The organism is Agromyces sp. H17E-10, assembly GCF_022919715.1.
GTDB lineage: Bacteria > Actinomycetota > Actinomycetes > Actinomycetales > Microbacteriaceae > Agromyces.
This window is the reverse complement of the sequence record NZ_CP095042.1, coordinates 1,273,011-1,287,222: the sequence shown is the minus strand read 5'-3', so window position 1 is coordinate 1,287,222 and position 14,212 is coordinate 1,273,011. Positions and strand designations below refer to the sequence as shown.

The 14,212-nt window shown below is 72.6% G+C and carries 12 protein-coding genes and 1 pseudogene; 2 read left to right on the top strand and 11 right to left on the bottom strand.

Going from position 1 to position 14,212, the window contains the following annotated elements:
* Window positions 1-22 precede the first annotated feature (22 nt).
* From MUN74_RS05860 to MUN74_RS05825, 8 genes and pseudogenes are all read right to left on the bottom strand, one after another.
* Window positions 23-667, bottom strand: coding sequence for a response regulator (locus tag MUN74_RS05860; RefSeq protein WP_244855490.1), 645 nt, complete (start codon window positions 665-667; stop codon window positions 23-25).
* Window positions 664-1,851 (bottom strand): sensor histidine kinase, encoded by a 1,188-nt coding sequence (locus tag MUN74_RS05855; protein ID WP_244855489.1) that lies wholly within the window; start codon window positions 1,849-1,851, stop codon window positions 664-666. The genes MUN74_RS05860 and MUN74_RS05855 overlap by 4 nt, the downstream gene beginning before the upstream one ends.
* A 125-nt stretch (window positions 1,852-1,976) precedes the next feature.
* Window positions 1,977-2,804, bottom strand: a complete 828-nt coding sequence (locus MUN74_RS05850; protein ID WP_244855488.1) for an ABC transporter permease — start codon at window positions 2,802-2,804, stop codon at window positions 1,977-1,979.
* Window positions 2,801-3,747, bottom strand: a pseudogene (locus MUN74_RS05845) (ABC transporter ATP-binding protein). Before MUN74_RS05845 ends, MUN74_RS05850 begins: the two are co-directional and overlap by 4 nt.
* Before the next feature lie 90 nt (window positions 3,748-3,837).
* Window positions 3,838-5,103: an RNA polymerase sigma factor gene (locus tag MUN74_RS05840; protein ID WP_244856361.1), complete on the bottom strand. Its 1,266-nt coding sequence runs from the start codon at window positions 5,101-5,103 to the stop codon at window positions 3,838-3,840.
* A 77-nt stretch (window positions 5,104-5,180) separates the two neighbouring features.
* Window positions 5,181-6,008, bottom strand: a complete 828-nt coding sequence (locus MUN74_RS05835) for a YciI family protein (protein ID WP_244855487.1) — start codon at window positions 6,006-6,008, stop codon at window positions 5,181-5,183.
* A gap of 107 nt (window positions 6,009-6,115) precedes the next feature.
* Complete coding sequence (locus tag MUN74_RS05830) at window positions 6,116-7,120, bottom strand: isopenicillin N synthase family dioxygenase (protein ID WP_244855486.1); 1,005 nt, start codon at window positions 7,118-7,120, stop codon at window positions 6,116-6,118.
* A gap of 299 nt (window positions 7,121-7,419) precedes the next feature.
* Window positions 7,420-8,121: a LysE/ArgO family amino acid transporter gene (locus MUN74_RS05825; RefSeq protein ID WP_244855485.1), complete on the bottom strand. Its 702-nt coding sequence runs from the start codon at window positions 8,119-8,121 to the stop codon at window positions 7,420-7,422.
* 72 nt (window positions 8,122-8,193) lie between these two features.
* On the opposite strand from MUN74_RS05825, the gene MUN74_RS05820 reads away from it, so the two are divergent.
* Together MUN74_RS05820 and MUN74_RS05815 are read left to right on the top strand one after the other, a co-directional pair.
* Window positions 8,194-9,171, top strand: coding sequence for a LysR family transcriptional regulator ArgP (locus MUN74_RS05820; protein ID WP_244855484.1), 978 nt, complete (start codon window positions 8,194-8,196; stop codon window positions 9,169-9,171).
* A gap of 173 nt (window positions 9,172-9,344) precedes the next feature.
* Window positions 9,345-9,785 (top strand): hypothetical protein, encoded by a 441-nt coding sequence (locus tag MUN74_RS05815; RefSeq protein WP_244855483.1) that lies wholly within the window; start codon window positions 9,345-9,347, stop codon window positions 9,783-9,785.
* On the opposite strand, the gene MUN74_RS05810 is transcribed toward MUN74_RS05815, so the two are convergent.
* From MUN74_RS05810 to MUN74_RS05800, 3 genes are all read right to left on the bottom strand, one after another.
* Entirely contained in the window at window positions 9,761-10,501 is a 741-nt protein-coding gene (locus MUN74_RS05810; protein ID WP_244855482.1) for a hypothetical protein, read from the bottom strand. The genes MUN74_RS05815 and MUN74_RS05810 overlap by 25 nt on opposite strands.
* A 5-nt stretch (window positions 10,502-10,506) precedes the next feature.
* Window positions 10,507-11,733, bottom strand: coding sequence for a pyridoxal phosphate-dependent aminotransferase (locus MUN74_RS05805; RefSeq protein ID WP_244855481.1), 1,227 nt, complete (start codon window positions 11,731-11,733; stop codon window positions 10,507-10,509).
* Between the two features lie 177 nt (window positions 11,734-11,910).
* Window positions 11,911-14,166, bottom strand: coding sequence for an esterase-like activity of phytase family protein (locus tag MUN74_RS05800; protein ID WP_244855480.1), 2,256 nt, complete (start codon window positions 14,164-14,166; stop codon window positions 11,911-11,913).
* Window positions 14,167-14,212: the final 46 nt, after the last annotated feature.

Sequence of the window (14,212 nt, the reverse complement as noted above, 5' to 3'; positions counted from 1 at the left end):
GCGAAACGGCGCCGACGACCGATCAGATCAGCCCCAGCTCCATCGCACGGGTGACGGCGCGGGTGCGGTCGTTGACCTCGAGCTTCTCGAACACGTGCAGCAGGTGCGTCTTCACGGTCGCCTCGCCGATGTACAGCTCCGCCGCGATCTCGGGGTTCGAACGGCCTGCCCCGACGAGTCGCAGCACCTCGAGCTCGCGCGGCGACAGCGACGGCACGGGCGGTGCGGACGTGGCCGCGGCCTCCGACCGGACGCGCGACACGAGCTTCGCGGCGATCGACGGCGCGAGCACGGTCTCGCCGCCCGCGACGGCCCGGATGCCCGCGAGGATCTCCTCCTGCGGGGCGGCCTTCAGGAGGTAGCCGCCCGCGCCCGCCTCGATCGCGGCGAGGATGTGCTCGTCGGTCTCGTAGGTCGTGAGCACGAGCACGCGCGTGCCCGGCACCGCCGCGACGATCTCGGCGGTCGCGGCCGCGCCGTCGACGACGGGCATCCGCAGATCCATGAGCACGAGATCGGGATGCCGCGACCTGGCGAGCTCGATCGCCTCGGCGCCGTTCGCCGCCTCGCCGACGACCTCGATGCCGACGGCGGTCTCGAGCAGGCCGACGATGCCCGCGCGCACGATGGGGTGGTCGTCGGCGACGACGACGCGGATCGGGTTCACGCGGGCTCCTTCCCGGGCACGGCGATGCGCAGCAGCGAGCCGCCGTCGGGCGCCGGGCCGAACTCGAGGGTGCCGCCGACGAGCGCCGTGCGGTCGCGCAGGCCCGCGAGGCCGAACCCGCCCGGTGCGGGACCGTCGTCCGCCGGGTCACGACGGGTCATCGGTCCCGTCCCGTCGTCGCGCACGGTCAGCACGACCTCGTGACCGTCGTCGGCGACGGTGATCCAGACCCGGCGCGCACCCGCGTGCTTGCGGACGTTCGCGAGTCCCTCCTGTGCACTGCGGAGCAGCACGACCTCCAGTTCGCGATCGAGCGCCGACGAGGCATCCGCGTCGACGCTCACCCGCACGCCGGTCTCGCGCTCGAACGCCTCGCCGAGCCGGTCGAGGGCGGGGGCGAGGCCGCCGTCGGCCGAGACCGGGGCGAGCGTCGCGACGAGCCCGCGCGCTTCGGTGAGCGCCTCGCGTGCCATCTGCTCCATGAGTTCGACGTCGCTGCGCGCGGCCGCCGCATCGGGCGTCGCGTCGTCGATCGTGGCGAGCCGGTTGCCCGCGCGCTGGGCGACCATGACGAGCCCGGTGAGGCTCTGCGCGATCGTGTCGTGGATCTCGCGCGCGAGCCGCGCACGCTCGTCGCTCACACCCGCGTCGCGGTGCAGGACGGCGAGCTGACCCTGCGCGGCCTGCAGCTCCTCGAGCAGCCGGGCACGCTCCTCGCCGACCGACGCGATGTGCGTGATCCACAGGCCCAGTGCGAGGCTGAACCCGAGCGACAGCCCGACCACGGCGACGCCGGTGACGAGCCCGCTCGGTCCGGAGTGGGCGAGGTACCCGACGAGGAGCGCGACCGCGAGCACGACGTTCGACACGATCGCGCGCCGGGTCGACGGGGAGGTCACCCACAGGTACGGGTACGCGAACGCCTGCAGGATCGAGGCGCCCGGGTCGAACGCGACCCCGACGCCGACGACGACCGACAGCACGATCGTGATCACCACGTGCTGGCGTGCGTCCTCGCTCTCGAGGCGTCCGCGCAAGTACGCGAAGTACACGACGAGGAACACGCCCGACACCGTCCAGACGCCGTAGTCGGCGATGCCGTACGGCGGAACCGACAGGCCGAACAGCACGGTGACGATCGCGACCGCGATCGCCGCGGCATCCCACCAGCGGCGGTTCACCATGCCGCCATGCTCTCACGCACCGGAGGGGCGGGCACGTCCCCCGACATGCCCGCCCCGGCCTTCATGCGGGGCGCGCTCGCCCGGCAGTCACTCACGTACATGCCCGCCCCGGCGTTGGCGCAGCCTCATGCATCCCGCCGGATCCAGCGGAAGGTGAGTCGGCTGAGCACGAGCCCCACCACGAGCCAGATGCCGAGCGCGAGCGCGACCTGGCCGAGGTCCCACGCGCCGTCCTGCTCGAGGGCGGCGAACTCGTCGGGCAGGAACGCGGCGCGCATACCCTGCGCCATCCACTTGAGCGGGAACAGGCTCGCCACGTTCTGCATCCACTCGGGCAGCTGGTTGAACGAGAGGTAGACGCCCGAGATGAACTGCAGCACGAGCACGATCGGGATGACGACCGCGGTCGCCGACCGGCCGCTGCGCGGCACCGACGACAGTGCGATGCCGAGCAGCGCCGACGTCGTGATGCCGAGCACGAACACCCAGGCGAAGGTGAACCACTGCGCGGGGTCGGTCGGCAGGGCGATGCCGAACACCGTCGCCGCCGCGAGGAGCATGAGCGCGGCCTGCAGCACTCCCGTGACGAAGACCTGCCCGATCTTGCCGAGGAAGTACGACACGGGCGATAGCGGCGTGCCGCCGAGCCGCTTGAGGGTGCCGTCGCCCTTCTCGCCGGCGATGTCGACCGCGAGGTTCTGCAGGCCCGAGAGCAGGAGGCCCGCGGCGAGCATGCCGGGCAGGTAGAACGCGCCGACGCTGATCTTCGCGCCGTCGGGTCCGACGTCGCCCGACGCGCTGAACGCCGCCGTGAAGATGCCGAGCATGATGAGCGGGAACAGGAAGGTGAAGAACACCGTGTCGAGCGAGCGGAAGTAGCCCTTCGTCTCGTACGCGATGCGGGAGGCGCCGATCCGCGTGACGCCGATCGGCCGGGTGATGACGGTGCTCATGCGACGTTCGCCCCCTGAGCCGGTCGAAGGGCGGAGTCTTCGACGTCTTCGACGTCGACGACGGCGGCTTCGCCGACGAGCCCGAGGTAGATGTCCTCGAGGCTCGGGCGGATCACCTCGAGCTCGCGCGGCTCGCCCCGAATTCGTCGATGAGGGATGCCACGAGCCGGGCCGGGGCCTCGGTGCGAGCCTCGCGCGGCGCGCCGGTGCGGTCGCGCCACCGCACGATCGGCACCCGCGCCGCCTCGCCGCCGAGCGCGTCGATCGGTGCGACGTCGATGAGCCGGCCGCCGACGATGACGCCGGCCCGGTCGCCGAGTTGTGCGGCCTCGTCGAGGTAGTGGGTGGTCAGCACGATCGTGGTGCCCTCCGCCTTGAGGCGGCGGATGAGCTCCCAGAACGCGCGTCGTGCCGCGGGGTCGAATCCCGTGGTCGGCTCGTCGAGGAAGAGCAGTTCGGGCCGCCCGACGATGCCGAGTGCGACGTCGACGCGTCGGCGCTGTCCGCCCGAGAGCTTCTGCAGCCGGGTGCCGGCCTGCGCCTCGAGGCCGACCGCCGCGATCACCTCGTCGACGTCGCGCGGGTTCGGGTAGTAGCCCGCGAACTGGCGCAGCTGCTCGCGCACGGTGTACTGGCCGGTCTCGCCGCCCGACTGCAGGACGATGCCGAGCCGGGCGCGCCAGTTGCGGCCACCGCGGGCCGGGTCGACGCCGAGTACGGTCACCCTGCCCGCCGTGCGCGCTCGGTAGCCCTCGAGGATCTCGATCGTCGTCGACTTGCCCGCACCGTTCGGCCCGAGCAGCGCGAAGGTCTCACCGCGCGCGATGTCGAAGTCGATGCCGTCGATCGCGGTCGTGGCGCCGTACTCCTTGCGGAGCCCCCGGACCCGCACGGCGTTCTCCGGCAGGCGCGTGAACGGGGGACGCCTTCGTATGGTTTCCATGCCGACGAGCGTGCCGGAGTCCGCGTGGTCGCGGCAGCCCCCGGCCGTTCGATTCCGGCATCCACCGATCGGTGGATGCGGCGCGAGACCTCAGCCGAGATCGGCCAGCCGCCGCTCGAGGAACCTCCGCTCGGGCGCCGTCGGCGCGAGCGCGATCGCGTCGCGATAGCGGGCGGATGCCTCGTCGAGGCGCTGCGCGCGGCGAAGGAACTCCGCCTGCGCCGAGGGCAGCAGGTGGTACCCGGCGAGGCGGCCCTCGGCCTCGACGGCCGCGAGTGCGGCGAGCCCGGCCTCGGGCCCACTCGCCTCGCCGACGGCGATCGCCCGGTTGAACCGCACGAACGGCGAGTCGGTGAGCGACGCGAGCGCGTCGTAGCAGCCGACGATCGCATGCCAGTCGGTCGCGGCGGCGGTCGCCGCTCGGGCGTGCACGGCCTGGATCTCGGCCTGGAGTCGGTACGCGCCCGCCGACGGTCGACGCCCGGCGGCGACCCCGGCCGCGCCGCTCGATCGGTCGAGCAGCGCGAGTCCCTCGGCGATCTCGCCCCGATCCCAGCGCGACCGGTCCTGCTCGGCGAGTGTGACGAGGTCGCCCGCCGCGTCGACGCGCGTCGCCGCCCGTGAATGCTGCAGCAGGAGCATCGCGAGCAGCGCCCGCGCCTCGTCGGCGTCGGGCATGAGCGACACGACGAGCCGCGCGAGCCGGATCGCCTCGGCGGCGAGGTCGAGCCGCTGCAGCCGATCGCCCGACGACGCGAGGTAGCCCTCGTTCGCGATCAGGTAGACGACCGCGAGCACGCCACCGAGCCGCTCGGGCAGCGCCTCCGCCGGCGGTACGCGATAGGGGATTCCGGCGTTGCGGATCTTCTGCTTCGCGCGCACGATGCGCTGCGACATCGTCGCCTCGGGAACGAGGAACGCCCGGGCGATCTCGCGCGTCTCGAGCCCGCCGACGGTGCGCAGGGTGAGTGCGACCCTGGCCTCCATCGGCAGGGCGGGGTGCGCGCACGTGAAGACGAGGCGCAGCCGGTCGTTCCACATCGGCTCGTCGCCGGCGACGACGAGGTCGGCCGGGTCGGCGGGCCCGACGTTGCTGCCGTCGGCCTCCGCGTCCATGAGCCACTCCCTCACCTTCTCCGCCTCGACGCCGCGGCGCCGCAGGCGGTCGAGCGCGACGCGGCGTGCGGTCGTCGTGAGCCACGCACCGGGATTGCGGGGGATACCGTCGCGCGGCCAGGTCTCCGTCGCCCGCTCGAACGCGCCGGCGGTCGCCTCCTCGGCGACGTCCCAGTCACCCGTCGCCCGGATGAGCGTCGCGACGACGCGCGCCCACTCGCCCTCGAACGCGGTGCGCAGGGCCGCGGCGACCCCGCCCTCGTCGGACGGAGTCGTCGCATGCGCCTCGGACCCTGCCGCAGGCGCCCCGGCCTCGGTCAGGACCGTACCTCGGTCACCGCGCCGGCGACGTCGGCCGCGTGCGGCTCGAGCCGCACCCCGAACTCGAGCAGCTCGCGCTCGTCGCGTGCCGCGTGGTCCTCGTGGGGGTCGAACGGCCAGATCGGGCGCAGCTCGAGCGTGCCGCCACGCGCCATGGGATGCTTCGACGCGACCTCGATGGCCTCGGCGAGGTCCTGCACCTCGAGCAGGTCGAACCCCGCGAGCCACTCCTTCGCCTCGGCGAACGGTCCGTCGCTGACGAGCACCTCGCCGTCGCGTCGGCGCACGAACGTGGCGTCCTCGGGGCCGCGCAGCACGTCGCCGAAGAGGCGAACGCCGCGTCCGTCCATCTCCGAGACCCAGGCTTCGGGGTCGGCGCCGTCGTCGAGCGTCTCCCCGTCGGGGTCGGCGATCACGAAGAGCACGTACTGCCGGCCCTGCGCGGGGCGCTCGTGCAGACCGGCCGGCACGATCCGGGCGCCCGGCTCCGCACCGGGCCACTGCACGAACGGTCGCACCTCGACCCGGCCGAACCCGGCGACCGGATGCTTCGATGCGACCTCGATCGCCTCGTCGAGGTCGCGGGCGTCGATGATGTCGAAGCCGCCCACCGACTCCTTCGACTCGGTGAACGGTCCGTCGCTCACGAGCAGCTCGCCCTTGCGGACGCGCACGGTCGTGGCATCCACGCCGGGGCGCAGCCGCATGCCGAACTCGGCGATGCCGCGGGCGACGATGTCGTCGACCCACTCGCCGATGTTGTCGTCGGCGGGCACGTAGGGCAGGGCATCGACGCCCTCGGCGTACAACAGTGCGTATTCCATGGTGGAATCCTCTCTCTCGGTCACGCTATGCGAGTACGACGAACGGCGACAGCCGTTTTCGACACCCCACGCGAACTCACGAGTCGCCGTGTACGCGTCCAGCCGGGTCAGGCACCGACGAGCAGTCTCGGGTACTGCGCCTCGACGACGTTCGGGTGGGCGCGCAGCCGGCTCTTCAGCCAGTTCTCGCCGAACACCGGGTGCAGCGGGTTCGCCGGGTCCCGGGTGATGCCGGGCGCCTCGGCGGCGAGCTCGGGTGCGAGCTCGATGGTCGGGATCACGGCGTCGAGCGCGGGCCCGTGGAAGTACGGGATCGAGATGCGCTCGGTGCCGGGCGCGGGGGAGACGACGCGGTGCTTGGTCGCCTTGAGGTAGCCGTCGGTCGCGATCTCGAGCAGCTCGCCGATGTTCACGACGAACGCGCCGGCGGGTGCGACGACGTCGATCCACTCGCCGTCCTTCTCCACCTGCAGGCCCGCCTTGCCGTCTTCGACCGAGAGCAGCGTGAGCACACCGAGGTCCTTGTGGGCACCGACGCCCTGCGCGGGCTGCTCGGCCGAGACGCCCGGGTAGCGCACGACCTTCAGGTACGGCGAGGGCCGCTCGAAGGCGGCGTCGAAGGTGTCGGGCGCGGCGCCGAGCGCCTCGGCCCAGCTGCGCAGGAGACGGGTGCCGACCACGTCGAGCCGGGCGATCCACTCCTCGAAGACCGCGCGGAACTCGGGCAGCGCCTCGGGCCACAGGTTCGGTCCCTCGAGGATCCAGTAGTCGGGGGTGTCGGCCGTCATGGGCACGGCCGGGCGCTCGGCGCCGAGGTCGATCTGCTCGCGGATGTCGACGCGGCCGAGCGTGCGCTCGCCGCCCATGCGGGTGTAGCCCCGGAAGTGCGGGCTCGTGACGTTCTCGATCGCGAGCTTGTGCGACTCGGGGAGGGCGAAGAACGCCCGTGCCGCCGTATACGCGCGGTCGATGAGCTCGGCCGGCACGCCGTGGCCGATGAGCGAGAAGAAGCCGACCTCGTGCGTCGCGCGTCGGAGGTCGTCGCGGAACTGCGCCTGCTGCTCGGTCGTGCCGTTGAGCAGTGAGAGGTCGAGAACGGGGATGGTCGACATGGGATGGTCCTTTCGAGTGCCGGGTGGTGCGCCGACGATGCGGCGGCCCCGGCATCCGTTGACGTCGGCTGCTCGGCATCCGGTTCGACATCGATACGAGATCGGTTCGAGGCGGATGCCGCGGAGCTGACGCGGACGCGTCGGATGCGGCGTGAGCACGGGGCTGCGGTCGGCGGCGCGGGGAATCGCGCCCTGGGGTCGTCGGGGAGACGACCGCCTAGCGGCGACAGCAGCGACAGGTGAAGGTGCTCACGATGTCGGAAACGGTAGCACGACGGTTGGGAGCCCGCCATTCCCCGTCAGTGGGGCAGCACGAGCGATGCCGCGATCGCGAGCATGACGACGGCGATGATGCCGTCGAGGATGCGCCAGGCGCGAGGCGTCGAGAGCACCCGGCCGAGCAGGCGGGCACCGTAGGCGAGGGCGAAGAACCAGATGACGGATGCCGCGCCCGCACCGACCGCGAACCACCAGCGGCCGTCGGGGCCGTGGCTGTTCGCCACCGACCCGAGCAGGAACACCGTGTCGAGGTAGACGTGCGGGTTCAACCAGGTGAGCGCGAGGCACGTGAGCACCGCGCTCGCGAGGGTCGTACGCGTGGCGATCGCGGAGGGCGCGGCGACGGCGACGGAGGCGCCACGGGCGTCGGCGGCGGGAGTCCCCACGCCCGCCTCCGACGACCGAGGCACTCCCGCCTCCACATTGAGCACGTCGCCGGTGGGGCGCAGCGCGCGGCGGGCGGCGAGCAGCCCGTATCCGACGAGGAACGCGGCGCCCGCCCAGCGGATCACGTCGATGAGCCACGGCACCGCGCCGATCACGACGCCGATGCCCGAGACGCCGACGATGATCAGCACGAGATCGCTCACCGCGCAGATCGCCGCGACGGCGAAGACGTGCTCGCGACGGATGCCCTGGCGCAGCACGAACACGTTCTGCGCGCCGATGGCGACGATGAGCGAGAATCCGAGGCCGAGGCCGGCGAGAACGGGGGAGATCACGCAGTCGACGCTACGTCGCGAACGTGCATCAATCCAGCTCAAGATCCTTCAGAACCATTAGCGTTGCTTCAGATGCAGATTCCACTCGACCTCGCCAGAACCCTCGCTGCCGTGATCGACGAGGGCACCTTCGACGCGGCCGCCCGCCGGCTGCGGCTCACGCCGTCGGCCGTGTCGCAGCGCGTGAAGACGCTCGAGCAGCAGCTCGGCCGGGTGCTCGTGGTCCGATCGAAGCCCGCCCGCGTCACCGAGGCGGGTGCGGCCGTCGTGCGGCTCGCGCGCCAGCTCGCGCTGCTCGAGCACGACGCGCTCGCCGAGTTCGGACTCGACACGGAGCGGGGCGGCGCCGACGACTCCGGCGAGCCTCGCGCGGCGGCCGGCGCCTACCGCCCGGTGCCGATCCCGCTCGCGGTCAACGCCGACTCGCTCGCGACGTGGTACCTGCCGGCGCTCGCGCGGGTCGCGGCGGAGCATCCTGTCGTCTTCGACCTGCACCGCGACGACCAGGACTTCACGGCCGGCCTGCTCGAGTCGGGCACGGTCATGGGCGCGGTCACCTCGCAGGCCACCCCCGTGGCCGGATGCCTCGTGAGACCGCTCGGCGTCATGCGCTACGAGGCCGTGGCGACGCCGGGGTTCGTCGCGCGGTGGAGCGGCCGGGCCGAAGCCGAGCGCGGCGCCGGCCGGGCGGCATCGCGACACGCCGCCGCCTTGCCCGCCTGGCTCGCGCACGCACCGCTCGTCGACTTCGACCGCCGCGACCATCTGCAGCACGACGCGCTTCATGCCGCGGGCCTCGACCCAGAACGCGCCCCACGCCACTACGTGCCGGCGTCGAACGACTTCGCGAACGCCGTGAAGCTCGGGCTCGGCTGGGGCATGCTGCCCGAGTTCCAGTCGGATGACGAGCTCGGGCGCGACGAGCTCGTGCGCCTCGGCGGCGAGCCCGTCGACGTGCCCCTGTACTGGCAGCAGTGGAACCTCAGCTCGCCCCTGCTCGACGCCGTCGCCGAGGCGCTCGCGGCCGAGGCCCGCCGCACCCTCGCCTGACCCTGTGTAGGAAGAACCCGCGACACGCCGTGCACGGAGCGGTCGGCGGCGGCGTGTCCCGCGGTTCTTCCTACACAAGGGGCCGGGCGCCGACTGTGCTCCAGTGCTGGCACGCATGCGGCACACGAGCGGTCGCGCTAGCGTCGCGGGCGACCCGGGGCTGGGAGGGGCCCATGAAGATCTGGGTGGTCGCGGTCGTGGTCACGGCGGCGACCCTCCTCGCCGTCGCAGCGGCCTACGGCGTCGGCGTGGTCGCCGGCGTGCAGGCGGGAATCCCCGGGGCGGCTCCGATCGGGCGGGAGCCGCTCCGCGGGCCGGTCGACGACGCAGACCACGAGGGGTCGACGCTCGGCCTCCACGTGCACGACGAGGCGGTCGTGGTCGGCCCGTTCGACCCGTCGGGCACCGTCGAGGTGCGGTGCGCACGCGGCGAGTTCGTGCTCGGCGGCGGCCGGCTCGGGGCGGGCGACGGGCTGCGGGTCGTCGAGCAGGGGCCGGTCGCGGGCGACGGGAGCGAGTCCCGGCCGATCGGGTGGCGCGTCGAGGTGGAGCGCACCGATGTCGACCGCAGCCCTCGGCCGCTCGCGGCCTATGCGGTCTGCCGGTCGGGCTGAGTCGCACGCGTCAGGATCCGCAGGGGTCCGACGCGCCGGAAGTCCGCATCGAGCGCGTCGTCGAGCGCGGCATCCGATTCGTAGCCCACGACCGGCAGTCCCGGCCACCGCGCTGCGGCCTCGCGCCGGAGTGCCCGATACAGCGCATGGCCTCCGCCGAAGACGTTCGAGAGCCCGACGACCTCGCCCGTGCGATTGAGCACGCCGCCGCCCGTGACCGCTCCCGGCACCGATGTCGAGGTCTCCGCTCGGGCCGTCGCGAGCACCACCACGTCGGATGCCCCGACGAGCGGTTCTGCTAAGGCGTCGGGTAGGCCATGGGCGCGCCCCCACGTCTCGAGCGCGTCGGCGCTCGTCACCCGGACGAGCGCGGGGAGGTCGTCGGCGCCCGCCGACCCGCCCGCGATCGCCTCGGCGACGATCCACGTGGCGTCGAACAGCGGCGCCCAGCCCGTGGCGTCGGGATCGAGATCGGCGAACGAGTCCTTCACGCTCGTCGCATGCGGTCCGAGCGCCCCGAACACGGCCGCCGCGTCGAGGCCGGGCTCGAGGGTCACCGCCTCGGGGTAGCCGATCGGCGTCGACGACTCGGCCACCCACAGCGCGCCGTCGAGCGCGAAGCGCGACGCGATGCCGTGACTCTCGGCCACCGTGCGGCACCACTCCGCGTTGTTGCGCGCGGCGAGGCGCGCGAGCGCGGCGTCGCCCCGGGGCATCCGTCTCAGCCGAACAGGCGCTGCAGGCGCTGCACGCCCTCGAGCAGCGGCTCGTCGCCGAGCGCGTAGCTGAACCGCAGGAAGCCGCTCGGCCCGAACGCCTCGCCCGGCACGGCGGCGACCTCGGCCTGCTCGAGGATCAGGTCGGCGAGCTCGAGCGACGAGGTCGGCGTGACGCCGCCCCACTCGCGGCCGAGGAGGCCGGTCACGTCGGGGTAGACGTAGAACGCGCCCTCGGGCACCGGTACCGTCATGCCGTCGATCTTCGAGAGCTCGGCGACGATGAGCCGGCGTCGCCGGTCGAACGCCCGACGCATCTCCTCGACCGGCTCCTGGGGCCCCGTGAGGGCGGCGATCGCCGCGCGCTGCGAGATGTTCGACACGTTCGACGAGAGGTGCGACTGCAGGTTCGCGGCGCCCTTGATGACGTCGGCAGGGCCGACCATCCAGCCGAGGCGCCAGCCCGTCATCGCGTAGGTCTTGGCGACGCCGTTCACGAGGATCGTCTGGTTCGCGAGCCCGGGCACGGCCTCGACGATCGACACCGCGCGCGGGGCGGGGCTGCCGACCTCGCTCTCGAGCGAGCCGTAGGTCAGGTTCTGGTAGATCTCGTCGGCGACGACCCAGATGCCGTGCTCGAGTGCCCATTCGCCGATGGCCTGCACCTGCTCGGGCGCGTAGACGGCGCCCGTCGGGTTCGACGGCGACACGAACAGCAGCACCTTGGTGCGCTCGGTGCGCGCGGCCTCGAGCTGCTCGACCGTCACGAGGTAGCCCTGGTCGCTGCCCGCGAACACGTCGACCTGGCGGCCGCCCGCGAGCTTGATCGCCTCGGGATAGGTGGTCCAGTAGGGCGTCGGCACGAGCACTTCGTCGCCCTCGTCGAGCAGCACCTGGAAGGCCTGGTAGACGGCCTGCTTGCCGCCGTTGGTCACCACCACCTGCGACGCGGATGCCTCGAGCCCCGAGTCGCGCGCGGTCTTCGCCGCGATCGCCTCGCGCAGGTCGGGCAGGCCGGCGGCGGGCGTGTACCGGTAGTTCTTCGGGTCGCGGGTGGCGGCGAGCGCCGCCTCGACGATGTGCTCGGGCGTCGCGAAGTCGGGCTCGCCGGCGGCGTACGAGATGACCGGGCGACCCTCGGCCTGGAGTGCCTTCGCCTTCGCATCGACCTTCAGGGTCGCGGACTCGGCGATGGCGGCGATACGGGCGGACAGGCGCGGCTTCTCGGTCACACGGGTGAGTCTAATCCGGTGGCCGTGCCGCCGTGCTGGGCGTTTCGGCCGGTGTCGTCCGGTCCTCCGGACGGTCCGCCCGGGCCCGAACGCTGCGGGGGTGCGTTCCCGAGGCCCGAGCCCGCGACACGCCGGACGAACGTCGGGAACGCACCCCCGGAAGGGAGCGCCGTGGCGTCAGCCGACGGTGGCGGCGACGTCGGGCTGGTCGCTGAAGATGCCGTCCATTCCGGCTCCGACGAAGACCGCGATCTCGCCCGCGAGGTCGCCGGGCGCGTTCGGGTCGGTCGACGAACGGAACTCGACCGGCAGGAACTGGTTCTCGAGTCGGAAGGTCCAGCCGTGCACGGCGAGCCCCGCCGCGTGCGCGTCGGCGATCACCGGGGTCGGTGCCCCGAGGGTGCCGGCCGCCGTGCGCGGGATCATGACCGACTTCTCGAGGCCGACGCCGTCGGCGTAGCCGGCGATCTCGGCGAGGCCGGCGGGCGTCACGAGATCGGCGTAGGTGCGCGGGTCGCCCGCGGCCGTGAAGTCGTACGGGCGGCCCGACGAGCTCACAAGCTGGGCCAGGGCGACGTCGGTCATGCCGTCGAGCTCGCGCAGGTTCGACACCTCGAAGCTCTGCACGATCACGGGGGCGTCGGCGTCGTCGACGCCGTTCGCCCCGAGCGCCGCGACGAGCGGCTCCTCGAGCGAGAGGCCGATCGAGTCGAAGTACGTCGGGTGCTTCGTCCCGGGGTAGACGCCGACCTGGCGGCCGTCGCAGCTGATCGAGTGGCGGGCGAGGTCGATGACCTCGTCGAGGGTCGGCACCTGGTAGAGCCCGTCGAACGCGGTGTTCGCGGGTCGGGTCTGCGGCAGCCGCTCCTTCGCACGCAGGGTGCGCAACTCGGCGAGGGTGAAGTCCTCGGTGAACCAGCCGGTCACCTTCGCGCCATCGATGGTCTTCGTCGCCTTGCGCCCCGCGAACTCGGGGTGGGCGGCGACGTTCGTGGTGCCGCTGATCTCGTTCTCGTGGCGGGCGACGAGCACGCCGTCCTTCGTCGAGACCACGTCGGGCTCGATGTAGTCGGCGCACTGCACGATCGCCTGCTCGTACGAGGCGAGCGTGTGCTCTGGGCGGTGGCCGCTGGCGCCGCGGTGGCCGATCACGGTGACCTGCTCGGGCTCGATCTTCTCGCGGCCGAGGTCGATCACGGCGAACTCGGTGTCGTCGGGCGTGCCGGGCACGCGGGCGTCGTTGCCGGGGTAGTTGTTGTCGTTGGCGATGAGCAGGCGGCCGTCCTTCAGCTGCACGATGGTCTCGAACGACTGCACGGGCAGCGAGAAGACCTCGCCGGTGCCGTACCCGTCGCCCGCGCCGATGCCGTCGGGGTTCGCGATGCGCAGCGCGTCGAGCACGAGCGTCTTCTCGAGGTAGCCCTCGGCGTCGGTGCGCTTGAGGTCGACCTGGTAGACGCGCTTCGTGACGGCCTGGTCGCCCTCGAAGTCGTCGCGCTCGACGACGAGCAGCACGTCGTTCTTCACGGTGAAGGCGTCGCCCACGACGTTCGCCTCCTGGTCGGTCTGGTAGCTCCACGTGCGGCCGGTGTAGGCGCCGCGCTTCGTGTCGAACTCGTGAACCTCGCGCCGCCGCAGGTCGGCGTCGTCGGCGTAGGAGCCCTCGACGATCGGGTAGAGGTAGCGGCCGTTCACCGAGCCGGCGAGCGCCTCGAAGCCGCGGCTGGCGCGCACCCGCGGGGTCTCGCCGGCGGCGAGGTACGGGTTCTGCGGCGACTTCGCGCCGTCGAGCGAGTAGGGCTTCTCGAGCAGCGTCCCCTCGGCGTCGAAGTGCAGCAGGAACGGCCCGAACTCCTCGCCGACCCAGAAGCTGCCGTCCTTCGCGCGCACGACCGACTCGATGTCGAAGTCGGCGCCCGTGAGCAGGCGTTCGTCGGTCGCGTCGTTCACGATCGGGAAGTCGAGCACCCCGTTGCGGTCGTTGTACGAGATGAAGCGCTCGACCTCGAGCGAGCCGTCGCCGCCGTCGGCGGTCTGCCAGGCGGGGCGAACGAGGTAGTTGCGCAGCAGGAAGTCGGCCGAGTTGCCCTTCGACCCGAAGCCGTTGTCGGGCTGCGCCCAGAAGGTGCCGTCGGCGTTCTCGATCACGGCGGAGAACCCGGGGATGACCTGGCCGTTCCACGGCCCCTGGCGCCCGTTCGCGGCGGACGCGAGTGCGCCGGAGGCTGGGCCTTCGGCGAGGAAGTCGGCCGACAGCGTCGCCCGCGCGACCAGGGTCGGCTCGTACGACTGCATGGGCGAGGTCGGCGTGGTCTGCCCGTTGCCGACGGCCTGGGCGGCCGGTGCGGCGAACAGGATGGCGGCCGCCGTGGCGGTCGCGGCGGTGGCGGCGATGGCGCGCGGCAGGGCGCGTCGCGTGAGGTTTCGGCTCATGGCTCGAGCGAATCGGCCACGGTCTGCGGCACCGTGTCGGCCAGGC